Annotated in this window: 17 protein-coding genes and 1 riboswitch; of the genes, 1 reads left to right on the top strand and 16 read right to left on the bottom strand. The window is 40.3% G+C overall.

Annotated features, from left to right (window positions below):
- Positions 1 to 291: 291 nt before the first annotated feature.
- The 14 genes from AC1Z3K_RS05215 to AC1Z3K_RS05150 form a co-directional block, all read right to left on the bottom strand.
- Complete coding sequence (locus AC1Z3K_RS05215; RefSeq protein ID WP_426080754.1) at positions 292 to 717, bottom strand: GFA family protein; 426 nt, start codon at positions 715 to 717, stop codon at positions 292 to 294.
- Positions 714 to 1361, bottom strand: coding sequence for a thiamine phosphate synthase (thiE, locus tag AC1Z3K_RS05210; protein ID WP_426080755.1), 648 nt, complete (start codon positions 1359 to 1361; stop codon positions 714 to 716). Before thiE ends, AC1Z3K_RS05215 begins: the two co-directional genes overlap by 4 nt.
- Positions 1345 to 2169: a bifunctional hydroxymethylpyrimidine kinase/phosphomethylpyrimidine kinase gene (gene thiD / locus AC1Z3K_RS05205; RefSeq protein ID WP_461732057.1), complete on the bottom strand. Its 825-nt coding sequence runs from the start codon at positions 2167 to 2169 to the stop codon at positions 1345 to 1347. Before thiD ends, thiE begins: the two co-directional genes overlap by 17 nt.
- The gene (thiM, locus tag AC1Z3K_RS05200) at positions 2169 to 2972 is read right to left on the bottom strand and encodes a hydroxyethylthiazole kinase (RefSeq protein WP_426080757.1); all 804 of its coding nucleotides are present in this window, start codon (positions 2970 to 2972) and stop codon (positions 2169 to 2171) included. The genes thiD and thiM overlap by 1 nt, the downstream gene beginning before the upstream one ends.
- A complete protein-coding gene (gene tenA, locus AC1Z3K_RS05195; protein ID WP_461732056.1) occupies positions 2954 to 3637 on the bottom strand; it encodes a thiaminase II in 684 nt (227 codons plus the stop codon). The genes thiM and tenA overlap by 19 nt, the downstream gene beginning before the upstream one ends.
- A 98-nt stretch (positions 3638 to 3735) precedes the next feature.
- Positions 3736 to 3835, bottom strand: a riboswitch (TPP riboswitch).
- 69 nt (positions 3836 to 3904) lie between these two features.
- Positions 3905 to 4948, bottom strand: coding sequence for a lysylphosphatidylglycerol synthase transmembrane domain-containing protein (locus AC1Z3K_RS05190; RefSeq protein ID WP_461732067.1), 1044 nt, complete (start codon positions 4946 to 4948; stop codon positions 3905 to 3907).
- 8 nt (positions 4949 to 4956) lie between these two features.
- Positions 4957 to 5235 carry a DUF1294 domain-containing protein gene (locus tag AC1Z3K_RS05185; RefSeq protein ID WP_426080760.1) on the bottom strand — a complete coding sequence of 93 codons (279 nt, stop codon included), beginning with the start codon at positions 5233 to 5235 and terminating at the stop codon, positions 4957 to 4959.
- A 101-nt stretch (positions 5236 to 5336) separates the two neighbouring features.
- Positions 5337 to 6242, bottom strand: a complete 906-nt coding sequence (locus AC1Z3K_RS05180; RefSeq protein ID WP_461732055.1) for a diacylglycerol/lipid kinase family protein — start codon at positions 6240 to 6242, stop codon at positions 5337 to 5339.
- Positions 6243 to 6329: 87 nt separating this feature from the next.
- On the bottom strand, positions 6330 to 7559 hold the full coding sequence (pepT, locus tag AC1Z3K_RS05175) for a peptidase T (protein WP_461732054.1): 1230 nt from the start codon (positions 7557 to 7559) through the stop codon (positions 6330 to 6332).
- A gap of 12 nt (positions 7560 to 7571) precedes the next feature.
- On the bottom strand, positions 7572 to 8696 hold the full coding sequence (locus tag AC1Z3K_RS05170; RefSeq protein ID WP_461732053.1) for a Nif3-like dinuclear metal center hexameric protein: 1125 nt from the start codon (positions 8694 to 8696) through the stop codon (positions 7572 to 7574).
- 1 nt (position 8697) lies between these two features.
- Positions 8698 to 9396: a tRNA (adenine(22)-N(1))-methyltransferase gene (locus AC1Z3K_RS05165; RefSeq protein ID WP_461732052.1), complete on the bottom strand. Its 699-nt coding sequence runs from the start codon at positions 9394 to 9396 to the stop codon at positions 8698 to 8700.
- Positions 9397 to 9707: 311 nt separating this feature from the next.
- Complete coding sequence (locus tag AC1Z3K_RS05160; RefSeq protein ID WP_461732051.1) at positions 9708 to 15851, bottom strand: SpaA isopeptide-forming pilin-related protein; 6144 nt, start codon at positions 15849 to 15851, stop codon at positions 9708 to 9710.
- Positions 15852 to 16293: 442 nt separating this feature from the next.
- Positions 16294 to 18930, bottom strand: a complete 2637-nt coding sequence (alaS, locus tag AC1Z3K_RS05155) for an alanine--tRNA ligase (protein ID WP_461732050.1) — start codon at positions 18928 to 18930, stop codon at positions 16294 to 16296.
- A gap of 985 nt (positions 18931 to 19915) precedes the next feature.
- Positions 19916 to 21019 (bottom strand): DUF7278 family profilin-like fold-containing protein, encoded by a 1104-nt coding sequence (locus AC1Z3K_RS05150; protein ID WP_461732049.1) that lies wholly within the window; start codon positions 21017 to 21019, stop codon positions 19916 to 19918.
- A gap of 98 nt (positions 21020 to 21117) precedes the next feature.
- On the opposite strand from AC1Z3K_RS05150, the gene AC1Z3K_RS05145 reads away from it, so the two are divergent.
- Positions 21118 to 21558 carry a GNAT family N-acetyltransferase gene (locus AC1Z3K_RS05145; RefSeq protein WP_426080769.1) on the top strand — a complete coding sequence of 147 codons (441 nt, stop codon included), beginning with the start codon at positions 21118 to 21120 and terminating at the stop codon, positions 21556 to 21558.
- A gap of 216 nt (positions 21559 to 21774) precedes the next feature.
- Here AC1Z3K_RS05145 and rbfA read toward each other — a convergent pair whose 3' ends face one another.
- Both rbfA and infB read right to left on the bottom strand, forming a co-directional pair.
- Positions 21775 to 22125, bottom strand: a complete 351-nt coding sequence (rbfA, locus tag AC1Z3K_RS05140) for a 30S ribosome-binding factor RbfA (protein WP_426080770.1) — start codon at positions 22123 to 22125, stop codon at positions 21775 to 21777.
- Between the two features lie 98 nt (positions 22126 to 22223).
- Positions 22224 to 24869 (bottom strand): translation initiation factor IF-2, encoded by a 2646-nt coding sequence (gene infB, locus AC1Z3K_RS05135; protein WP_461732048.1) that lies wholly within the window; start codon positions 24867 to 24869, stop codon positions 22224 to 22226.
- Positions 24870 to 24873 lie beyond the last annotated feature (4 nt).

Here is a 24873-nt window from a genome sequence, read left to right as displayed (position 1 = left end):
TTAACCCCTGTCAGCTCTAGTATCTCTTTTGTTGTCTTTCCTTCAATTTTCAATTCAATTACTTTCTCTTTGACTTCAAGAGAATACGCCATTTTTTTCTTCATCAAAAGCACCTCCGCTAAATTTATTATATAAAATAAATTCAACGGAGGTGCCTCTTTTTTATATTCTCATTCTTGGGGGTCAGTGCCGAAGTGTTCCGCCTTATTGTCGAAGAAGTTACTTCTGAAACACCGTTTATCCGGGTTTAAAAGACTGAGGCATACTAATGTCACAGCCCCATCTTGAAAACTATTCGCTTGTTTCTTCAACAAACTGCTGATAAATATCTGCCTGTGTCATTTTTTTCGTATCATTACTAAAACAGTAATAATCTGGTTTGTTATCATACATGATTTCCAAAACCAGCTTAGCCCCGTTTATATCCTTCAACAAATCTACAGGAATATAATAGCTGTCATCTGTCAGTCCATGATAAAAGAGCGACGAACCACAGTTTTTACAAAAACCTCTCTCCGCCCATTCTGAAGACTGATATCGCCCAATATTGTCCTCATTGTCAAACGTAATATTTTCTGAATTTCCAGCTTCAATCGACAGTAGCGGTCCCGATGTCCAGCGTCTGCACATCCCACAGTGACAGGCAGATACTTCTAAGCTTGCCTCTTTAATTGAGAATGTTGTCTTACCACATAAACATGATCCTTGATGTGTCATTTGTCTCCACTTCCTTTTTTTAATTTTTCAACGGTTTTCTGAATATTGTTAGATCGCGTCACTGCTGAAATAACCGCTGCTCCAGCGACCGTTGCTGCCTGTATTTCTTTAACGTTTTCTATAGTAATCCCGCCAATTGCCACGGCAGGTTTTGTCGAACGTTCAGCTAATATTCTTAGTTTTTCCACACCGATTGGCGGCTTTGCATCTGCTTTTGAAATCGTACCAAAAACAGGACCAATACCATAATAGCTAATATCCGTTAGCTTATTTCCGTCATCGATTTCCTGCTGATTATAACAAGATAGACCAACGATTTTATTAGGAAACATTGCCAGAACCTCTTGGATATTTTTATCCTCTTGTCCCACATGAACCCCATCTGCTAAGACATCTACAGCAAGAGCTACATCATCATTAATCAGAAAAGGAACGTTGTATTGCCGACAGAGATTACGACAAATTAGCGCCATCTCTTTTCTTTGTTCATACTCAACAAGGCTTCCCTTCCCTTTTTCACGGTATTGAAAGCAAGTAATCCCAGCCTTCAGCGCTTTTTTTAATAACGTAGGCAATGAACCGGAAACAACATCCTGAGTTCCCGCAATTAGATAAACTTCAAGGAAATTACCAGCTGCCATCATGCTTTTCCACCTTTCGGTATGCCCAATGATTCGTTGGACCATTCCCTTTCCCTACATCAATACTATCTTCAATCGCTGCCTGAATAAATGCTTTTGCAATAATAACTGCTTTCTTTACAGACTGCTTCTTCGCTAGCTCCGCCGTGATACACGCTGAAAATGTACAGCCGGTTCCATGGGTCTTTTTTGTATTAATCCGGGGAGCTGACAGCCATTTAATTTCTCCATTTTCCAAAAGCAGTAAATCCGAAGATTCTTTCCCCTCAATGTGATGACCACCTTTTACCACGACATTTTTGGCGCCCTGCTGTTGAATGATTTTCCCAGCATGAACCATTTCTGCCTTAGAGGTAATTGGAAATCCGCTGATTGTCTCTGCTTCCGGAATATTTGGCGTAATAATCTCTGCAAGCGGCAGAAGTTCTTCAATTAATGCTTTTACAGCAGTCTCTTTTAAAAGCGCATGACCGCTTTTAGCAATCATCACCGGATCAATCACCAATGGACCAAAGTCAGCCGTCTTTAAAAATTCTGCGGTCAGTTTGATAATGTCTGCAGTAAAAAGCATTCCCGTCTTGACTGCAGATATTACAAAATCTTCCTGAATAACTGCCAACTGTTCTTTTATAGCTGTCAACGGGATGTCGTAAACAGATTTTACACCTTGGGTATTTTGAATGGGCAATGCAGTCAGAACCGAGGTCCCAAAGACAAAACGCTCCTGAAATGTTTTCAAATCAGCTTGTAAACCTGCACCGCCGCCGCTGTCAAAGCCTGCAATAGTTAAGGACTGAATCGTTTTGTTCATTATGCTTTCCTCCTAACTCTTGCTGAACGACTAATCGTTTCTTCGTTCAATGCTGAAAGCTCATCCAGCAGTCCTGTTCTAAAGCTGCCGACTGCCAAGCCTGATAATTTATCAGAAGTTCGCTCTCCAGCAATGGCATAACCAGCATGAGCTGCCAATACGGCCTCCAACTGATCTTCTTTACTCACCGATAGGAAAGCACCGCATAAGCAGGACAATAGACACCCTGCTCCTGTCATTGTTGTAAAAAAAGGCGTTCCATTCTCAACAATATAAGTCATCTGTCCATCGGTGATAATATCTGTTTCACCGCTAACAGCAACCAGAGACGCATAGTTTTTTGCAGTCTGTTCTGCAGCAGCTACTATATCTGCTGAGCCAGAGCCTGCATCTACCCCCTTACTTTGCCAGCCCATTCCAGCTAAAGCAGCAATCTCACCAGCATTTCCGCGAATTAGTGTTGGCTGTACTTCAGCTAAAAGCAGCATGATTTGCTCTTTTCGAAAAGAAGTAGCCCCAACACCGACCGGATCAATTATTACCGGTTTCATCAATTGGTTGGCTCGTTTTCCAACAATTTTCATTGCCGCTAACTGGCTGACTGAGAGAGTTCCTGTATTTAGAACAGTGGCATCTGCAATCTCTGCTACTTCCATCATTTCTTCACTGCTCGCCGACATAAAAGGAGAGGCCCCAACTGCCAGTAGGCCATTGGCAGAATCGTTAGCCACCACTATATTAGTTATATTATGAATCAGCGGATTTTTTTCTCGAATTTCTTCAATTAAATAATATGGATACATGGACTTTCCTCCCATCTTTCAAGAGTATAAGCCATTTCCCAAAACTTCCATTCCTGATAACTACTGATTAAAAAGCCTTGTTTCATTGCCTCGCGCTCTTGCTTATTGGCCTGAAGTGCGAGCCGCTCTGTTAGCTCTTTTTGATTATCAACTGCCTCCTTGTACCCCTCGCTATTGTAAGTGTCAATCCAGCGCTGGTATAAAGGATTGGAGGAACCACTTCCAGCCAGCTCCTCCCCAACCTCCTGATACAGCCAGTAACAAGGCAATAAAGCTGCCGCTGTCCGAGCGGTACTGCCAGTGGATAATTCACTATACATATGAGCAGTATAGTGATAAGCTGTGGGTGCAATCCGTGTGGTTCGAATTTCTTCTTCAGTAATTTCCAGTTCTCCAAAGAAATCCTCCCGTACAGCGATTTCTGCTTCCTCCAATCCTTTAACCCCCGATAAAAATAATGCTTGAATCGCTGAATCTGCAGTTAAATCAGCAGCAGCTTGATGGATACGGGCAAACTGTTCTAGGTAGTATCTATCCTGAATCAAATAGAAACGGAAAATTTCCGGAGCAAGCGTCCCGCTTTGAAGCTCCTTCAAAAACCTGTGCTTCTTACTTTTTTCCCAAATTACGTCTGCTTGTGTTCTTAGTTCTGTTGTAAATCTCATGCTGTTCCTCCCCATACTTTTTTGAGAAGAAGGCCGAAAAAACAGAAAAACCCTTCAGAATGTACGGAACCATTTTGAAGAGTCTAAAATATCGTATTCTATTCTTTAGACTACTTCCCTACGCGAGTATCAACTCACAGGTTCAAAGGGTCCGTTCGAATGAACATCTCAGTCACAATGACTCCCCTAGTATGTCTCTAAGTATAACACATAATTTTTATCCGAAACAAATCAATAGAAAAAGACTTCTTTTTTTTCTATTGAAAATTACTCTGAAGAGCTTGATTCATCCCTGACAGCTATGATTTCTTCTTTAATCTTCTTGCGCTTTTCCATAATGACATATACCATACCCAGTAAAAACGGTAGGACGAAGCTGCTGAAGCGGTACAGCAGCAGTGAAGAAACTGCATCTACAGTACCAACCAGCGGTTTAAACAATAGTAGATAAACAAATTCAAAGGAACCTATTCCCGCAGGCGTAGGGATTACCCCAGACAACACAATTGCAAAGCTTGTAAACGCCCACGTCTGGATAAAATCAATGAGCGGGTGTGCTTCTACCAGTGCTACATAGGGAATCACCAGCCAAATAAAAACTTTTGCTGCATTCCAAAGGAATATGCGCAGAACTGCTGAGCGGTCCTTGACAATCGTCTGCATGGTGTCTCTTAATGAATAAATCTGAAGATTGCATTTATCCACCCAGTCTCTCAGCTTCTGCCGCTTAATATGCTTACTCGCCCAAACGGTCAAAACAACTTGAAGCTTAATACTAACCGATAAAACCATAATTACAAAAATAATCACAAAAGTAATAATCATTCCGATGACTATAAAAGGAATCATCTTTGGTGAATGGGTATAAAGATATGAAAATTGAAAAATAAGTCCTATTACTGCCCAGAATACAACAGCCAGCTTATACATAATCATATGAAGAGCAGTGACGCCCATCCCTTGAGAAACAGCTAACCCTTTTTTTCGGTAAAATAATACTTCTGAGACCAATGTCCCTGTCCCAAACGAAATAATCCTATAAAATGCTACATAACACGAAGCGAAAAAACCATCCTTCGAGGTAAACTTGGGCTGAAAATTCACTGCTATTTCGCGGATTGACCGTCCTTCTACCATTTGATATACAACTCCCAGGCCAACAACCAGCACGGCTACAAGCAGACTTGTTTCCAAAAGCTGAGCAATAATATCGCCTAATGAATTGTCTATCACATAAACAACGACGCCAATCATCAGCAACATTAAGAGAATGTTAAAAATGATTTTCAGCACAGTATTGTTTTTCATGATTTCTCCCCTTAAAAATACTTACTACTATAATAGATAGCTGCTATACATCCAATTGTTCCTAGACCAAATATCAGGTAAAATCTAAACTTTCTAGTTTTATGATGGAAAAGCTGTTGACTTAACAGTCCCGCCGGGCCGCCGCCTAAAAAACCAGCAGCCAGTATCCGGCTTTCCGATACACGCCATTCCCGTTTTTTTGCTTGTTGTTTATCATAATACATCATGAACAACACATAAAGATTAATTCCTGCCAGATAAATTCCTAACAGCTTAACTTCAATTGACACTACGGTCTGTCACCTCTTCTCTTCCCTGCCATTTTAAACCTTTGTTGTGATTAGAAAAAGTTTAGCTGCCTTTACTTACGTTGAATATAGCCTTAATCAACTCATTCTTCGCTTGGAGCAAAGATAGTTAGACCCTGTTTAACCATCGTAAGCTCTACAGGCAAATCATCACATGGATCGCCGTCGACCCTGGTTACTATTTTTTCTCCCTGCTTGTGATTTTTTATCTGAATATGACTTCCTGTCAGATAATCCATCTCAGGCAGTTCACTTATTTTTCCCAGTATGATTTTTGGCAGATAGCCAATCAGCTTAAATGTATTAATCTGCGGCAGAATGATTAAATGAAACAATCCGTCATCTGGTTTTGCAGCTGTATCAAAGTTTCGGTAACCGCCAACAGAATTTGTCATAACAACAGCTAAAAGCTGCGTTTTTCCCCGCCATTCCTTCTCATCAATCGTTATTTCTAAATCATACCGTTTTTTCTTAGCTAATAGCCTGAAAAAGTTTTTTACAAAAATAAATTTGCCGTATTTCTGTTTCTCTTTTTGGGTAATCTGAGCAGCGGTATCTGCTAGAATTCCAATTGTCATTGTGCTGACAATACTCTTACTACCGATTTTACCATAATCAACTTTTCGGGTATGACCAGCTAAAATAATATCAAAAGCAGCAGAAAAATCGGTTGGAATATTTAGCGCCTGTGCCATGTTATTTACCGTTCCCCCGGGAAGAATCCCCAATGTTAAATCAGAAAGACGTTCTCTAAAGGCAGCGACCATTTTATTGATTGTTCCATCGCCGCCAATGATTACTAAGGTATCAATCTGTTGCTTCTCTGCTTCTGCGACAACCTTTTGATCATCAATTTCCGGGCCAATTTCCTGAAGTAAACAAACTAAATCAGCCTGCTTTTTCTGAGCATAACGCTTAAACTGCTCAGCGATATCCTTCCCCTGATCCTGTCCAGAAGTACTATTGAATAAAATCATGATGTTCTTCATCGTTTATCCCTCCTCAGAAAAATTGGACTGGAGCATTAATAGAGAATATCGCCCCAGTCCCAATTGAAATATGGTTTTTACTTCAGCTTATTTTGCATTTAGCTCAGCGATTTTCACAATAACATCGGTCGCTTTTTCCATTGCCTGTAAAGAAACAAATTCAAATCGGCCATGCATATTTTCTCCGCCGGCAAAAATATTCGGTGTTGGTGTACCCAGATAAGAAATTTTTGAGCCATCCGTACCGCCTCGAATTGGCTCAATTAGCGGTTTGATTTCCAGCTCAATCATCGCTTGCTTAGCCAGTTCGATAATACTCATGTCTTTTTCAATGACTTCCTTCATGTTGTAGTATTGATCAAACATAGTAACTTCTACGCGTTCCTGATCAAAGGAAGCGTTCAGTCTACGTTGAATTTCAGTAATTTTCTTTTTACGGGCTTCAAATTTGTCTCGATCATGATCTCTAATGATATACGTCATTTTTGCTTCTTCCGGTACGCCATTCAAAAACAACAGATGATAGAAACCCTCAGCACCGTCTGTTTTTTCCGGAACTTCGTCAGCCGGCAGTTCATTATGAAAATCAATAGCTAGCTGCAGCGCATTAATCATTGTATCTTTAGCTGTACCAGGATGAACGTTTTTCCCATGAATAGTAATCTCAGCCTGAGCAGCATTAAACGTTTCAAACTGCAGCTCGCCTACAGGTCCGCCATCCATTGTATAGGCAAAATCTACGTTAAACTGGGCAACATCAAATTTGTCTGCACCAACGCCGATTTCCTCATCTGGACCAAAAGCAACTCTGATAGTCCCGTGTTTAATTGAAGGATTTTTAATTAGAATCTCCATTGCAGTCATGATTTCCGCAATTCCTGACTTATCATCCGCACCCAACAGAGTTGTTCCATCAGTTGTAATAAGGGTTTGACCTGTATAGTTTTTCAAGTTGGGAAAGTCTTTTGTATTTAAAGTATATTTTCCTGCTTCATCCAGCTTAATTGTAGATTCTCCATCATAGTTTTCAACAATCTGAGGATTTACATTTACCGCGTTGAAATCAGCCGTATCCATATGTGCAATAAAACCAATCGTCCGAACATCTTTATCGGTATTAGCTGGTAATGTTGCGATTACAAAGCCATTTTTGTCATTGTAGATCACATCTGTCATGCCCAGTTCTTCTAATTCCTTTTTCAATGTATGAGCAAACGCAATTTGCGTTTCAGTTGATGGGGTTGTGGTGCTTTCCGGATTAGATCTTGTTTCTGTTTTTACATAACGTAAAAAACGAGGTAATAGATTTTCGTACATAGTTCATTGCTCCTATCTTAATTTAAATGGGTTTGTATCTACTGTTGATTCTATGACAGCCACATCCCAATTATAGTCTTTTTTCCACTGATTGAATAGTTTGACCAACTTTGAAACACAAAGCACTTCAATATGATGGCCTGGATCGATAACTGTCAGGCCCTCTGCCTCCATGTCGTGAGCGGTATGGTAATAAACATCGCCGGTAATATAAACATCTGCGCCTTTTTTCAACGCATCTGGATAAAACTTCTCTCCACTGCCGCCGCAAATCGCTATACGGCGAATCAGCCGTTCTTCATCTGTATCAGTGCCAATCAGCCGTAATCCATCAAGATTAAAGCTTTCTTTAACTCTTTCAATAAATGATTTTAAAGGGATAGCTTCTGTTAGCTCACCAATTCGCCCCAAGCCAAAATCCTTCGTTCTATTATCAATTTTGAAAATATCAAAAGCTGGTTCCTCATATGGATGAGCTTGTCTCATAGCCTTCACGACTTCAGCTTCAATCGTCTCAGGAAAAATTACTTCTATTTTTGCTTCCTGAACACTTTCTTCCACGCCCACTTCGCCAATTGCAGGGTGTGCCCCTTCTACTGGTGTAAAGCGTCCGGTACCAATTAAGGAGTAGCTCGTATTTTGATAGTTTCCCTGAAGTCCTGCTCCCGCTTTCCCTAAAGCTAACCTCATTTCCGACGCTGCATCGACTGGAACAAAAACAGCAAGCTTTTTATAGTGGACCGTATGGGTTTTGGTTAAATATGTTGTATTTTCAATTGATAATTTCTCACAAAACCAATCATTTAAACCATTCTCTATGATATCTAAATTTGTATGCGCCGCAAATACAGCAATATCATGCTTCAAAAGGTCTGCATACATTTTTGTTTGAGGCTGGTCCAGACTCAGACGCTTGGCTGGACGAAAAATAGGCGGATGCTTAGCTATGATTAAATCCACATTCTTTTCGATTGCTTCTGCGACGACCTCTGGCCGAACATCTAACGTCACCATAATCGTAGATAATTCTTTATTTAATGTTCCAATATGAAGCCCCACTGGATCGTCAGCTTCAGCTAACCACTGCGGGCAATATGCATCAAAATATTGGATAAACTCATTTCCATTAAGTGTCACTTTAAAGCACCTCCCGAATTTGCTTAATTTCCTGCTTTAGCTCAGCAATTTTTTCCTGCTGATCAGTCTTTGAATTTTCCAGCTGCTTCAGGACATATTCCCGCTGTTTAACTTCCCGAGACCATTTTTTCAGGAAGATTTCTCCTTTTTTCTGAAGTAAAACAGGTCCGAACAACAGCTCATCCTCTGTATAGTCATGAAATGAAGTTCCTTTCTCAGCAACAATGATTTCATATATTTTCTGGTTTTCTTCTAAAATATCTTCTGCAAGAATTGTGTAGTCATGCAGCATTAGCCAACTACGCAGCCCCTTTTCTCCCACATTAGGCTGCAGAATCAATCTTTCGTTTCCATTTATTCTATTCGCCACTCGACCCTTTTCTAAGATATCCCTAATCAAGATACCCCCCATACCGCAAATAGAAACTGCATTGATTTGATCTTCTTTTTCGACCGCATCTAATCCATCTGCCAATCGGACAACAATTTTTTCGGTCAGGCCGCTTTTTCGAACTTGGCTTACAGCTGACTCGTAAGGGCCTTTAACTACTTCACCCGCCACAGCAAATTCCAACTTCCCCTGAAGCATTAACGCCACAGGTAAATAAGCATGATCAGAGCCTATATCTGCCAGACGACTGCCGACAGGAATAAGCGTCCCTACACGCTCTAAACGTTTTGATAATTGATTTTCATTCATTGTTTGATTCCTCCACCAAACATTATAACAGAGGTCTATTCAGAAGTGTAAATTTCACCTGTATAAATCCTCCAAAAAATCTCTATAGCAAACAAAAATCTTTTTTATTAAACGTAGCAGATGGCACTGTCTTAGTCATCTGTTCATTGACTGAATAAACAGATGGTGTCCACTATCCATCTAATAAAATCTTTTGTAACATCAATATAGAAAAACTATTTCCAAACCTCAACAAGAAAATCACTGCTCCATTCAGCTGCTAAAAAAAACGGACCGATGATTGACCAATCACCAGTCCATTTCTTATTTATTTAAAGTTTATCCTTTTTGGATTTTCTATATCGGTAAACAGCTGTTCCTGCTGCTGCCGCAATAATCACTACTCCGGCATACAGCCAGGTATTATTGACTAAGGAGCCTAGATTAGCTAATCTACCTTTTGGTTTTGAGGTTGACGGATGCATGGGATTGGATGGTTTTTCCGGTATTCGGTTGTTCTTAAATTGTCCCAGTTCTATCTGTTCAGGCTTATCTGCTGCGCTGGCAGAAACTGTGAATACTACGGGGTCCTTACTAAGTTGATACCCAGCAGGTGCTTTCGTTTCCTTCACAGTATATTCACCTGGCGCCAGATTAGTAAAATGAACCCGTCCATCAGCATCAGATACATAATCAGCCAGTTTACTACCATTTTTATCAAAGAGAGTGAATACCGCATCTGCTAAGCTTTGTCCTGATTCATTTACTTTAGTAAGCTGAGCAGCTCCCTGATAATTAACATAGGTTCCTGAAAAGAGACCGCCGTTTTCTATGGTTGGCGCACCAACTGCCTCCTTATCAATTGTAAAGGACAACGGATTTGTATTCTTGATAAAGCCGGCCGGCGCTTCGTCTTCAATCAGCTGATAGCTGCCTGGAGCAAGTCCGGAACCACTAATAATCCCTAAATCATTAGCAGACAGTTCTGTCACTGAATTGCCTAAGAAATCAATGACCGTTTGTTTCTCCCCTGCTGCATTTTCAATGTGGAAAACTCCGCCTTTTAAAGGCTTATTGTGTTCATCAACTTTTTTTACTGCAAATTTCCCTTGATAATTATTGATATTACCTAAGGAAATGGTCAATGTTTCAGGTTTTCCTAACTGATTTTCAACAGTGAAAAAGATTGGTGTACGGTCAAGAATATAACCGTCAGGTGCTTTCGTTTCCACTAGCTGATACGTTCCGGCAGCAAAACCAGCAGCAAAGATTTTGCCATTCTCATCAGAAGTCAATTTATTCTCTATGGTTATTGGCGCACCGTCTGCATCAAAGATAGGCTGATCTGCCGTTAATGGCGAGCCATCTCCATTCAGTACGTCAAACTCTGCACCGGCCAATCCCCGAATCGGCTGATTGCTGCTTCCATCAATCTTCATTGCTTCAATTGAAACTTGATAGTTTGGCACGACTACAGGATCGATGACAGGATCATTTTCAGAATCTGGTGCGACGACAAAATAGATTGGCTGGGCATTAATGATATAGCCTGCTGGTGCCTTTGTTTCAATAATTTTATAGCTTCCAGCCGGAAGACCTTCAATGTCGATTACACCGTCTTCACTAGCAGTCACCACTCGTACAGCTACTTCTTCGTTTTGATCATTAGAACGATAAATAGTGAATTCTGCGCCGGCAATTGTTTGAGCAGCTTCCCCTTCCTTCGTTAAAGAAATTTTTCCTTTAAAATTTTGGAAGTCGCCTAATTCCAATACCTCAGGCTGACCTGCCGCAGCGTCTGGTACGGTAAAGTAAACAGGATAGTCATTAATAACATAAGGACGTCCATCATCGTCTAATGGTGCTTTTGTTTCTTTAAAGTAGTATCTGCCTGGTGCTAGTCCATTTATATGAACCAGCCCATTTTCGTCTGACACAATCGGTGTAGCAGTGATTAATGTTCCACTTTCGTCATAAACAGCGAACTCAGCTCCCTGCAGCTTATCTCCCTGACCATTAATCTTGGTTAGTTCCGCGCTGCCAGTGTAGTTGACTGCCTGACCAACTGTTATTTCATTCAGCTCGCCATTATTTTGAGCTGCAACTGTAAATGAATAGGTTTCAGTATTTAAAATATAGCCGTCAGGAGCTTTCGTTTCTTTGAAATAATAATCACCTGGTGCCAGATGGTCAATTTTTACTTTTCCATCTCCAGCAGAAACTAAAGGAACTGTATTTACCTTTTGACCATTACTCTTATAAACATCAAATTCCGCTCCCGCCAGAACATCGCCTACTCCATTAACTTTTAGTAAAGAGGCCGCTCCTTGATAATTCACCGCTGAACCAACATCCACTATTTCCGGTTTGCCAGTAGCTTCTGAAGCTACGGTAAATGGATATTCTTTTGTATTCAAAATATAGTCTGTCGGTGCTTTGATTTCGACGAACTTATAGTCCCCGGGTGCCAGATTTTCTACAGTGATGACTCCTTGTGCATCGGAAATCAACGGAGTTGAATTCACTGCTTTTCCATTAGCATCTACCACATTAAACTGTGCTCCTGCTAATGGTTGTCCTTCAGCTGATACTTTTTGCAGCTGCGCTGCACCTTGATAGTTGGTCATGGTTAAATTCACCGTTGGTACCTGATTGTTTTCATTTTTTACAACAGTAAATTCAATTGGTGAAGCATCCAGCAAGTAGCCATCAGGAGCTTTTGTTTCAATCAATTGATAGATCCCGGGAAGCAGGCCATCTATTTCCAAAATTCCCTGACTATTTGTTGTCAACGTACTGTCCGCTGTCGCTGGCAGCCAAACATCGCCAAATTTTCTTTCCAGCTTGAACTGCGCTCCTGCTAATAAACTGCCGTTTTCACCTGTCTTTTTCAAAAATACTTTTGATTTCTGGTTGATAATTTGCTGCGGTTGGGCGGATACTTGGCTGGATTCTTGAGAAATAGTGATTACTCGTCCTGTAACTAAATCGTCTGGAATCGTATAACCATCAGGAGCAATCGTTTCAACCAGAAGATAGTCTCCCAGCTTCAAATTTCCAAAAGTTATTTTCCCGCTATTATCTGTATCTCCTTCACGAAGAATCTGTGTTTTATTGATGTCCCATAATTGGAAGTGAACACCAGGCAATATCATGTTCTTCTCAGTCGTTTTTTGAAGCGTAATACTTCCTTTTGTTCCAGAAGCACTTCCTCCGCTATGATCAATTTGAACAGTCACATTTTTGTTGATTTCCTGATGAACTATTTCAGATCCCGTTCCGTCAATTGTTGCTCTATTACTCACTGTATCTATATTACCAGTAGCAGATGAGCTGATTAAAGAGCGGTATTCCATTACATAAGCTGTCTTAATTTGATGCAGAAAGCTGACCTGAATCTCCTGATTTCCCGTTACATTATCTGTTATTAACTCCACCGAGTAGTCCACACCCTCAAGTAACGGCTTGCCATGGTCAACAGTCACGGTACCATCTGTGGCAACAAATGTTTCATAAAGCTTGATAGACTCTCTGTCAACCACTTGATTATTGGATGGATAGTCATGAACCACTACATCATCCAGTGTAGACTGACTTGGATTAATTGTTAAATCCCACAACATATAATTGGGGTCTGTAGTGTCCTGTTTTCCATTCTTTTGAATATGGGAACCGCCGTTTTTAATTGACACATTCCCTGTTACTTCACGGCTTTCATCATCATTTTTATAAGTCGCAACATTATCATAGGTATGAGCACCATTGACGACTTGACCTTCAACAGATGTCTTAAATTCAATGACATACGTTCGCTGAGTCGAAGGAAAATCAATGTGGAGGATATTTCCGTTATTATTCGGTTCCAAAATCGTTAGTCCGCCATCTTGTGTTACATCATTTTCTCTCACAACGGTTCCATCTGGTTCTGTAAACCCATCGTACACCTTAATTGAATTTGGAATATACTGCTGATTCCCAGTTATCGGATCATTCAAAAAGGCATCTATCAGTTGATTCTGACTTAGATTAACATTAATCGTCCAAGTAATCTCTTTTGTCTGAGCATTATATACACCCGATTTTTCTGCGTTGTATGAAAATCCCGGCAGCGGTTTAAATTCATTTTTATCATTGGAATCATGAGAATCACCATTATTGTCCTTCCACGTCACATCTACATTGTTTAAAAAATGGTCGAGTGACGGATTACGAGGATCGATGACACTAATATCAAAAATAGTCGTATAGTTCACTGTAAATGACTCACTGGTGTCTGCGTAATCGTTAATAAAGACAATATCAAACCCGTAATCACTTTTTCCGTCCAAAGAATTGACCGTTATAATATAATCTTCTCCTTCAACTAGCCTGTCGCCTGAAGAAGAATCAATAGTCAGCTGATAGCCTGGAACATCTCCGCCAACAGTAGCTAGTCTCATTCCAGGAACCGGATTAAACGTATCATGAACAGTTAAGTCGTGCATTGGATAGTGATTACCGTTGATTTCAAGAGAATATTTGGCGGTCTGACTACTGTAATTTACATCACCAAGTTTTTTAATGATATTCTGCTGAACAGCATTTCCGTTCCCGCCAGATTCTTCACCAGTATGAGTTTGCACTTTATTATCAACAGCCGTATCATCAGTGACCAAACCATTTACTTTTGTTTTGTATTCAATTTTGTAGGCCTGATCCACATCATGAGTAAACTGAACCACAAATCCGGAACCATTTGGATTGGGTACAAGCACATAATCTTCAGGCGAGGCCAAAGGCGTGCCTTTCTGCTCCTTCCCATCTGCTGAAAAAGTAATTGGATAAATCACAAGCGAATCATCTACAAGATCCATATTATCACTCATTGTATCTGTAATAACTGCGTCCGTCTGATTTACATGCTTTTCACCATAGTTGTAATCAATACTCCATGAAAACTCCTGATTTGACGGATTATAGCCTGTTTGATTTTTTGTTACCATCTTTCCGTATGTGGTCGTAACAGATGCTTCCGCAGGTATTTTTGTCGGATCATTATCATCTGATAAATTGGCCTGATTATTAAATTCCACGGGGCCGCCCTCATTTGGAATGGCATCATCATCGATAGTTGTAACATACTCCACGCGATATGCATCGGAAGTATCCCCTAAAATTGTAACATTGCCATTTTCATCGACTGTATATTGATCAGGTGCGGTTAACTCCTCTCCTACACGAGAAACTGTACCGTCAAGATTCATTACCAGCTTATAGACTTTAACAGAAGAATAGGTTAATCCATCCGGCCAGGTCTCAGTGACTTGGGGATTTGTCAGCTCATTCATTGCCTGATTAATATCCACAGTCCAAGTAACACTGCTAGGATTAGGTGTTTTATTAAACTTACCAGCTTTACTAATAGACGTATCTGTATTCGGCTTCACCGGAACTTCGATAGGAGGTAGATTATCCTCTGCTGGAAATGTCACTACTACATCTCCTGGCTCAGTAACGACGGTCTTATCAAAGATGCTCTCGAAATCAAATGTCCCATTGATATCTATTTCATCCGTAACATTCTCATTGAAAATCATTGTAACCTTACCATTTTCATCTATCGTATATGTTGCATACGTCTCACCATCTTCATTCTTTAAATCTCCACCTTGCGGCAGAGTCTTAACATCCAGCGGCTCCGGCAGGTTGAATTCAAAATAATCTCCTGGTTTAATTTGCTTACGAACATTTTCTGGTATTTCCCAGTCATAATGAATCACGACTGTTGTATCAACTGGAACAGGCGGTTGAATCTCGTTTCCTTCACTATCAAGATATTTTAGTGAAGAACCTGTCAAAATAGTTTTCGGCTCATCAGTAAAATATGTTCGAATATCTGTTCCGGCATCAGCTTTTGCTGCTTTGTCTGGACTATCCGAAGCTTCTGTAGTTTGTGTTGTTGATTCTTTTATTTCAGAACTACTGCTTTCTGTCGTTGCAGGTGTTTCTGATACCTCTGCCGCTGTACTAGAGGAGGACTCACTTGTGCTTTCCTGAATAGGAAGCTCCACAGAGACTTGCTGATTCTCACTGGTTAAAGCAAATGTACCACTAGCATCTAATGCTTGCTTTTCGACAGAAAAGACAGCAGCAAACGTTCCCTGTGTCTTTGCAGGAATGGTTAGCTCAATTCCGTTTTCTCCAACAGTATAAGAAACCTGAGCACTTCCTGAAGCAATCCCGGCCCCTTGAGCCTTCAAACTGGCGGAAACTGCTGGACTTAATACTTTGGTCAGCGGTTCATCCTGTTCATTTGAGACATTTCCTGCTACTTTCAGCTCAACACTGTCTTGTGTTTCATTATTCACAGACAGACTGGACAGCGTTAAATCTGAACTGTTTGCTTTTGCCAGCTCTTGTGCAATAGCCGGTAACGGCGTCAGGTATTGTAAAAAAATAAGTACTGCCATGAAACTGTAAATAAGCCGATTTTTCATATTAAATTCCTCCCCTTACGACTTGGTTTCACTACTTACTTTACAAAAAAAAATTTTTTTTTGAAAATATATTGATTTTCAATTTAGACATTTTCTAATAGTTGTATTAATTTATGATTTTTATCACGAAGTTATACGAAAAAAAGCAAAAAAAAACAGTCATCATAGGTAACGGTACTGACTCAAAATTGATTCATTTCTTGATTCTTCTTGCTAATTTCTCAGCAATTTTTCAGGTTTATTATAACTAGAAAATTAAAATAAAAAATAGGGGCTGTGACATTAGTATGCCTCAGTCCCTTAAACCCGGATAAACGGTGTTTCAGAAGTAACTTCTTCGACAATAAGGCGGAAATTCGCAAAAATTTGTGGAACAATTTTCGGAATTTCCTCCTTATTGCTTGAAGCTGAACACTTCTGTCACAACCTCTATCTATTTTATTTATTTTTCCAGCCAAACAGCCACTTCACTAAGTGCTGCTGAAATACCAGCTGGATTTTTCCCTCCAGCCTGTGCCATGTCCGGACGTCCGCCGCCGCCGCCGCCAACTTTCGGAGCAATGACTTTGATTAAATCTCCGGCCTTTAGCCCTTTATCATTAGCATTTTTAGATATTGCTGCTAATAAACTCACTTTTTCGCCTTGAGCTGTCGCCAGAACCAATACATCAGAAAGTTCTTTTTGTTTCCACTGATCTGCTAGCTGACGCAGTTGATTCATATCCTTAACATTCACCTGAGCGGCAATATAGGTCGTACCATTAACCTCTTTGATATCCTTAAATACATCGCCAGCTTGTTGATTTGCCAGTTTTCCGGCTAACTGCTCATTTTCTTTCTGCAGTTCGCGCAGCTGCTGCTGAAGCTGTTCTGTTTTAGAAACAACTTCTTTTAGCTGAGGTGATTTCACAATTCCGGCAATCGCCTTCAGCTGCTGTTCTTCTTCATTCATCAGTTCATAGGCTTCTTTACTTGTCACAGCTTCGATTCTTCGAACCCCTGCCCCAATTCCAGATTCGGAAACAATTTTGAAAATACCGATGTCTTCTGTATTCGCCACGTGAGTTCCTCCGCAAAGCTCAATAGAGTAACCACCAATATTAACTACACGAACTTCTTTTCCGTATTTCTCGCCAAACAGAGCCATCGCTCCCATATTTTTAGCTGTATCAATATCCGTTTCAATCGTTTCCACTGGGATTGCTTCCCAGATTTTTTCATTAACAATTGCTTCCATTTGAGTAAGCTCTTCACTTGTCACTTGACCGAAATGGGTAAAGTCAAAACGCAGATGTCCCGGCGCTACCAGCGAACCAGCTTGATTTGCATGATCTCCCAGAATATCCTTCAACGCTCTATGCAGTAAATGTGTTGCTGTATGATTTTTCAAAATACGGCTGCGCATTTTCTTATCTACTTTCAGCTGATAGCTGTTGCCTTCAGTCAACTTACCTGTTAATTCCACAGTATGAAGAAACTGACCGTTTGGCGCCTTTTGTACATTCACAACGTGACCAACGATGCCGCTCTCATCTTCAATCGTACCATGATCGGCAACTTGTCCACCCATTTCAGCATAAAACGGTGTTTCCGCAAAAATCACCTGAACAGTTCCTTCAGAAGCTTCATCAATAATTTCTTCTTCTTTTAAAATAACCAGCAGCTTACTTTCAATTTGTAAATTTTCATATCCAACGAACTTGCTTGCTACTTTAATATCTGTCAATACGGCAGATTGAACACCCATAGAGAATTCTTTGCTGCGGGCAGAACGAGCACGTTCCCGCTGAATAGTCATCTCCTCTTCAAATCCAACATGATCAACTTTTAGTCCTTCATCTTCAGCCACTTCTTCTGTCAATTCTACAGGGAAGCCGTACGTATCATATAGCTTAAAGATATCTTTCCCACTCAATGTATCCTTATTAGAAGCTTTAACTGTTTCAATCACCTGATTAAGAATATCCAGTCCCTCATTAATTGTTTCGTGGAACCGTTCTTCCTCTGTGCGAACTACTTTTTCAATGAATTCTTTGTTTTGCAGTACTTCCGGATAATAACTGACCATGATTTCTCCAACCACAGGTACTAGCTTGTATAGGAAAGCTTCATTGATTCCCAGCTTTTTACCATGCATAACTGCGCGGCGCAGTAACCGTCTTAAAACATAGCCCCGACCTTCGTTAGACGGCAGCGCACCATCTCCAATAGCAAAAGCTAAAGCCCGAATATGATCAGAAATTACTTTAAATGAAATATCTGTCTGTGAATTCTCGCCGTATTTCGCTGACTTGCTTAGTCCTTCAACCGCGTGAATAATCGGCATAAATAAATCTGTCTCGAAATTGGTTGGTGCATCCTGAATGATAGATACCATCCGCTCAAGTCCCATCCCCGTATCAATGTTTTTATGTGGAAGTGGTTCGTAAGAGCCATCTGCCTGATGATTAAACTCCGAAAATACTAAATTCCAGATTTCCAGATAACGTTCATTTTCTCCACCTGGATAATTTTCCGGATCATCTTCAGCTACATCTAAAAAGTCTTCTCCCCGGTCATAAAAGATCTCTGAGTCAGGACCACAAGGACCTGCACCAATATCCCAGAAGTTATCCTCCACATCTACAACATGGTCTTCCGGCAACCCAACTTCCTCTAGCCAAATTCTTTTAGCTTCAGTATCTTTTGGATAGACAGTTACATATAATTTTTCTGGGTCAAAGCCAATCCATTCGGGAGAAGTCAAAAATTCCCAAGCCCAGTGAATCGCTTCTGTTTTGAAATAGTCTCCAATTGAAAAATTCCCCATCATTTCAAACATCGTATGATGACGAGCTGTTTTCCCAACATTTTCAATATCATTTGTACGAATAGATTTTTGTGCATTTGTAATCCGTGGATTTTCAGGAACGACCGAACCATCAAAATATTTTTTTAAAGTTGCTACTCCTGAATTAATCCAAAGCAAAGTAGGATCATTAACTGGTACTAAAGAAGCACTTGGTTCAATTGAATGATTTTTTGATTTGAAAAAGTCTAAATACATTTGACGGACCTGACTACTTGATAATTGTTTCATGCTATTTTCCCGCTTTCTTAATAAGTTATATACTTTGTTTCATGCGACTTTTACTTGTTAATCGATTTATAGCAGCTTAATGTACCAGCCTCTTTTGAACGCGCCGGCAGCAGAAGTGCTTCAGTAATTCAAGGTTTCACTCCGCTCTTAGCGAGCGGTCTGATATTGTTCTACATCAGTTTACTTTGTAAACTGTGTAGATGAATGGCTTTAATCAGTGTTTTTCTCTTTTACTTTTAGCTTTGCCATTGTTTCAAGGATTCAAGGTTTCACTCCGCTCTTAGCGAGCGGCCTGATATTGTTCTACATCAGTTTACTCCGTAAACTGTGTAGATGAATGGCCTTAATCAGTGTTTCTCTCTTTTGCTTTTAGCTTTGCCATTGCTTCAAGGATTCAAGGTTTCACTCCGCTCTTAGCGAGCGGTCTGATGCTGTTCTACATCAGTTTACTTCGTAAACTGTGTAGATGAATAGCTTTAATCAGTGTTTTTCTCTTTTACTTTTAGCTTTGCCATTGTTCAAGGATTCAAGGTTTCACTCCGCTCTTAGCGAGCGGTCTGATATTGTTCTACATCAGTTTACTTTGTAAACTGTGTAGATGAATGGCTTTAATCAGTGTTTTTCTCTTTTACTTTTAGCTTTGCCATTGTTTCAAGGATTCAAGGTTTCACTCCGCTCTTAGCGAGCGGTCTGATGCTGTTCTACATCAGTTTACTCCGTAAACTGTGTAGAACATGCAAAAACACCATCGCAGTCAAGGACGACAAGTCGCGGTACCACCTTGATTGCAATGATGTTTATCATTACCTCTTAAGCTCTATAACGCAGAGTTGCGTCAGCATTTCTACTGAAATATTTCCAAAGGGAGCCAATCTGGTTATTTGTTGTTTTTCTCTCAGCTATGAAAAACTTTCTGTATACAAAGGGAACCACAAAGATGACCTTTAGATTTCTCCTCAAAGTATAAGGAATATCAGTAAAAAAGTCAATATTTATATGAATCTGTTTCAATCTTAATTGCCTTTCTATACAAATAAATATCCGGACTGAGAATCTGCTCTGCTTCGATAAAATGCTTTGGCTGATAGTAAGTGGATAACGGCAGAATATTTTCAATCAGTGATCCTTTTGGACGCTGCCGTTCCAGCTTCACCCCTTCTTTGGTCAGTTCGTATCTATTACTATGGTTATCAATGACAAGACCAAACATATTTGGCCCGTTTATCTTCTCAATAATCTGTCGCCCTGAGGTATTCGGCGGAACCAAAAGCTCGTTGCCCCAACGAAAAAGTCTTCTTGTACCAGCACCTGCTGCAAATTCCCACTGATCTTCTGAAAGCAAGCCAAAACCTTTCTGGTTCAATCTCCGCTTTAACTCCCCATGTGTACATTCCTGAATAGAATAGACCAGATATGAATCCGTTGTTGGTACAAACTCCAAATAATAGCGGTTCTTTTTATGAATAGACTTTGGAAATTCCCAGGAAATACTTTCCAGTGCAGACAAGGGCGGAAATAATTTCTCCGTAATCTCTTCTTCATAAGGAAGAAAGGCTTCCACCTCTCCTCTGAATGAACCAGTAACTGTGTTTAAAATTCCTAATATCGCTGCACCAGCCGGCAACGCATATTTTTGTACTAGCATTGGCGGTATCTGTTTCTTTCTAAGTAAACTTGTATGGTCATTTATATAAAGACTGATTCCTTCAAGACAAGTAAAATCATATGACTCCTCTGCTTCAATCCAAGCTGATGCATCTGCTATATCCTTTTGATTCAAGTCAGTTTTAAACGTGTGATTTTCCATATCTGATAAATCGGATCCCAACAATTCGTGACTACGTAAGCCTTCTGCTCCCAAGTCCCAACCAAGAATCGCCTCCTTGTTTCCAGGAATAAAAACAAAGGTCTCTCCATCTATCTCCAATTCAAAGGTTCGGCATTTGATGCCATACAGCTCAAAATCCTTTAAACGAATATCTCTTATTTCAGTCATTGGATGAACATGATAAAGTAATATTTCCTGAAATAATGACTGTTTCACTTTATCTGACAGCTTTTTCCAATTTATCCACTCTAATTGTTCCATGAACACTAGCAAGAACCTCCTCGTATTTCTCCTTCAAATCTGTTATTATAAGTATACCACTGAATCAAATTTTTATTATAGAAACATGGAGGAAAACTATGAAACTACATTTTGGAAATGAACGATGGAATCAAGCCGCAGCTTTTGCACTTAGATATGAAGTATTCGTTAAAGAGCAGCATATTTCTATTGAAGATGAATTTAACCGTCTTGATACACCTGACCGTAAATACTTTGTCTTGTATGATGGCCGCGATATCGTTGGTGCTGTCCGTTATCAGATGGATGAAGAAGAAATTATTGTGCCTGATCGTCTATGTGTACATGAAGACTATAGAAGAAAAGGAATGGGTAGTAAGCTAATTAAAGCTTTGGAAGAGAAAGCAGCGAGCGAAGGCTTTAAAACTTCAACTTTATCTGCTGAAATCAACGTAGTTCCTTTCTTTGAAAAACTTGGTTATACAAAGAAATCCGGAACATTTCTGGAAGATAATATTCTTTGCGTGAAAATGTCAAAAAATCTGACAGCCGGAGCCTGAAAGTAATACATAAACGTATTTCTTAAATGCTTCTTACCTATGAAGTTATAAGTTCATTTCAGGCAGAATCATTCCAGTGAGGCTCTCTGAAAATCGACATAGTTTCATTCTTTTGAAACAGCGCTGACAGTTTACTAGCCGGATTATTAGAAAAATATATATTTAAACTTAATGAAAAAGACACACTGCTTTGGCAATGTGTCTTTTTTGGCTCATCTATTCGCCTTGATTTAGTTTTCTAATCAGTTCATCAATATGATTCCCATAAGCGACTGATTCATCTTTTTCAAAAATCAGCTCTGGCGTTTTATAAAGAGTTAGACGCTGTCCTAATTCTTTACGAATCAGGCCCTTCGCTTTGTCTAGTCCTTCTTGGGCTTTTTGTTGATCAGAGGCAAGATCTGACAATAAACTATAGTAAATTTTTGCCTGCTGAAGATCTCCCGTCACACGAACATCTGTAATGGTGATGTCCTGGACACGGGGATCTCTAACGCGTTTTCTAAGAATATCATTGATTTCTCTTAAAATTTCCTGTCCCACACGCCGGTCCCGGTAGTTAGCCATTTGTTCTCCTCCTTTTCACTTGTGAAGTTGCAGAAGTCTTATTTTTAAGCCGTTCTACTTAAACTAAGACTTTCTTCACTCTTGTAAAGCAGAATTCATCAGCTGCGTTTGATTTCTTCCATTACGAAGCCTTCAATGACATCGTCTACCTTCAAATCATTGAAGTTTTCGATCATCGCTCCACATTCAAATCCTAGTTTTACTTCTTTCACATCATCTTTAAATCGTTTCAAGCTAGAAAGGTTGCCGTCGTAAATAACGATGCCATCACGGATCACACGAACACCGCTCTCTCTGCGGATTAAGCCCTCTGTTACGTAACAGCCGGCAATCGTACCAACCTTAGAAACTTTATACAGCTCACGAACAATCATTTGTCCAGTAATTTTTTCTTCGAATTCCGGATCAAGCAGACCTTTCATTGCCGTTTCAATTTCATCAATTGCGTTATAAATGATTCGGTGCAGACGAATGTCTACCTCTTCCTGAGAAGCCTGTTGTTTAGCCTGAGGAGTTGGACGCACATTAAATCCGATGATGATGGCATTACTTGCAGCAGCAAGTGTAACATCACTCTCATTAATCGCACCAACCGCTGAGTGAACGATTTTCACCCGTACGCCTTCAACATCAATTTTCTGCAGACTGGCAGCCAATGCTTCCGCTGATCCTTGTACGTCTGCTTTAATAATGACGTTAACTTCTTTCAGTTCGCCTTCTTTCAAGCTTTCAAACAAGTTGTCCAATGTCACACGGCTGTTAACAGAGCGTTGCTCCACTAAAGCGCGTTTTGCTCTTTCTTCACCAGCCTGACGAGCAGTTTTCTCATCATCTAAAACAGCAAAACGGTCACCAGCCTGAGGCACATCATTCAATCCAGTAATTTCTACTGGTGTAGCCGGTCCGGCCTCTTTGTCTCTGCGGCCGATATCATTCGTCATTACACGAACACGGCCATAGGTATTTCCTACAACAATTGGATCCCCAACACGCAGTGTTCCCTGCTGTACCAGCAATGTTGCCACAGAACCTTTTCCTTTATCAAGACGTGCTTCAATAACTGTACCGATGGCATGCTGTGTCGGATCAGCCTTCAAATCTTCCATTTCAGCAACTAATAAAATATTTTCCAGCAGCTCATCAATGTTCTGATTGAATTTCGCCGAGATATTCACGAAGATGGTATCGCCGCCCCACTCTTCTGGAATCAGCTCATGTTCAGATAAAGCTTGTTTAACATGATCAGGATTTGCTCCTGGTTTATCAATTTTGTTCACAGCAACGATAATCGGTACTTTTGCAGCTTTGGCATGGTTAATTGCTTCCACTGTCTGCGGCATTACACCATCATCTGCAGCGACAACAAGGATTGTAATATCCGTGATGCTGGCACCGCGGGCACGCATACTTGTAAACGCCGAGTGACCTGGTGTATCAAGGAAAGTAATTGGCTTGCCGTCAATCTCAATCTGATAAGCACCAATATGCTGTGTAATTCCGCCGGCTTCACCTGAAGTTACACGGGAATTTCTTAAAGTGTCCAAAAGAGTTGTTTTACCATGGTCAACGTGTCCCATGATAGTTACTACTGGCGGACGAGTTACTAGATTTTCTTCCGTAAGTGCTTCTGGCTCGAAGAATTTATCAATGTCTGCAATATCAAGCTGAATTTTTTCTTTTGGTTCAATGCCGTAATCTACAGCCAACAATTCAATTGTATCTTTGTCCAGAGACTGGTTTTGATTAACCATGACACCCATCATGAATAATTTCTTGATGATTTCTGCAGGTTCACGATAGATTTTCTTCGCAATATCCGCTACATTCATTCCTTCAGTATATTCTAATACTTCAGGCAGCTCTTTGAACTTTCTAGCTGGTACAGGTGGTTTTGTTGATTCCTGATATTTGCCTTTTTTCCCTTTTTTATTGAATTTGTTACGGTTTTGATTATTGTAGTTGTTGCGGCCTCTATTTTGTCCACCGCCACCAAAACTATTGTTTCTGTTTTGATTACCGTAGCCGCCTGTATTTGAGCGATTTTGACCGCCTTGTTGCCCTTGTCCCTGCTGTCCTTGCGGGCGAGTATTGCTGCTTGCCGGTCTTTGCTGACCTTGGCTCTGTTGTCCCTGTGGACGATTCGTATTATTGTTTGGTCTTTGTTGACCTTGTCCCTGTGGACGATTTGCATTATTGTTCGGTCTTTGTTGACCTTGTCCTTGCGGACGATTCGCATTATTGTTTGGTCTTTGTTGACCTTGTCCCTGTGGACGATTTGAATTGTTGTTTGGTCTTTGCTGACCTTGTCCCTGTGGACGATTCGCATTATTGTTTGGTCTTTGCTGACCTTGCCCTTGCGGACGATTTGTGTTGTTATTTGGTCTTTGCTGACCTTGCCCTTGCGGACGATTTGTGTTGTTATTTGGTCTTTGCTGACTTTGACCTTGTCCTTGTGGACGATGTGCATTGCTGCTATTTGGTTTTTGTGAGTTATTTGTTGTTTGTGTCATCTGTTTGTCTAATCTTCCTTGCTGCCTGTTCGGCTCTTGATTAACTGGTTGCTTGGGCGCACTCGTTGTTCCGCTTTTTGGTGCAAAAGCACTGCGGATTTTCTTTTCGTCATCCGTATTAATCGCCCCCATATGATTTTTTACGTCTATTCCCAGTTCGTGTGCTTTATTGACTACATCTTTACTTGACTGGCTCATTTCTTTGGCTAATTCGTATATTCTTTTTTTTCCCATGCAA

The organism is Enterococcus sp. LJL128, from assembly GCF_056924295.1.
The sequence above is the reverse complement of the archived record's forward strand: the minus strand, read 5'-3'. Positions and strand labels throughout refer to the sequence as shown.

What these genes read in the sequence shown, in the direction of transcription:
- AC1Z3K_RS05215 (WP_426080754.1), bottom strand. Translation starts at nt 717, where the DNA reads ATGACACATCAAGGATCATGTTTATGTGGTAAGACAACATTCTCAATT.
- thiE (WP_426080755.1), bottom strand. Translation starts at nt 1,361, where the DNA reads ATGATGGCAGCTGGTAATTTCCTTGAAGTTTATCTAATTGCGGGAACT.
- thiD (WP_461732057.1), bottom strand. Translation starts at nt 2,169, where the DNA reads ATGAACAAAACGATTCAGTCCTTAACTATTGCAGGCTTTGACAGCGGC.
- thiM (WP_426080757.1), bottom strand. Translation starts at nt 2,972, where the DNA reads ATGTATCCATATTATTTAATTGAAGAAATTCGAGAAAAAAATCCGCTG.
- tenA (WP_461732056.1), bottom strand. Translation starts at nt 3,637, where the DNA reads ATGAGATTTACAACAGAACTAAGAACACAAGCAGACGTAATTTGGGAA.
- AC1Z3K_RS05180 (WP_461732055.1), bottom strand. Translation starts at nt 6,242, where the DNA reads ATGAAGAACATCATGATTTTATTCAATAGTACTTCTGGACAGGATCAG.
- pepT (WP_461732054.1), bottom strand. Translation starts at nt 7,559, where the DNA reads ATGTACGAAAATCTATTACCTCGTTTTTTACGTTATGTAAAAACAGAA.
- AC1Z3K_RS05165 (WP_461732052.1), bottom strand. Translation starts at nt 9,396, where the DNA reads ATGAATGAAAATCAATTATCAAAACGTTTAGAGCGTGTAGGGACGCTT.
- AC1Z3K_RS05160 (WP_461732051.1), bottom strand. Translation starts at nt 15,851, where the DNA reads ATGAAAAATCGGCTTATTTACAGTTTCATGGCAGTACTTATTTTTTTA.
- alaS (WP_461732050.1), bottom strand. Translation starts at nt 18,930, where the DNA reads ATGAAACAATTATCAAGTAGTCAGGTCCGTCAAATGTATTTAGACTTT.
- AC1Z3K_RS05150 (WP_461732049.1), bottom strand. Translation starts at nt 21,019, where the DNA reads ATGGAACAATTAGAGTGGATAAATTGGAAAAAGCTGTCAGATAAAGTG.
- AC1Z3K_RS05145 (WP_426080769.1), top strand. Translation starts at nt 21,118, where the DNA reads ATGAAACTACATTTTGGAAATGAACGATGGAATCAAGCCGCAGCTTTT.
- rbfA (WP_426080770.1), bottom strand. Translation starts at nt 22,125, where the DNA reads ATGGCTAACTACCGGGACCGGCGTGTGGGACAGGAAATTTTAAGAGAA.
- infB (WP_461732048.1), bottom strand. Translation starts at nt 24,869, where the DNA reads ATGGGAAAAAAAAGAATATACGAATTAGCCAAAGAAATGAGCCAGTCA.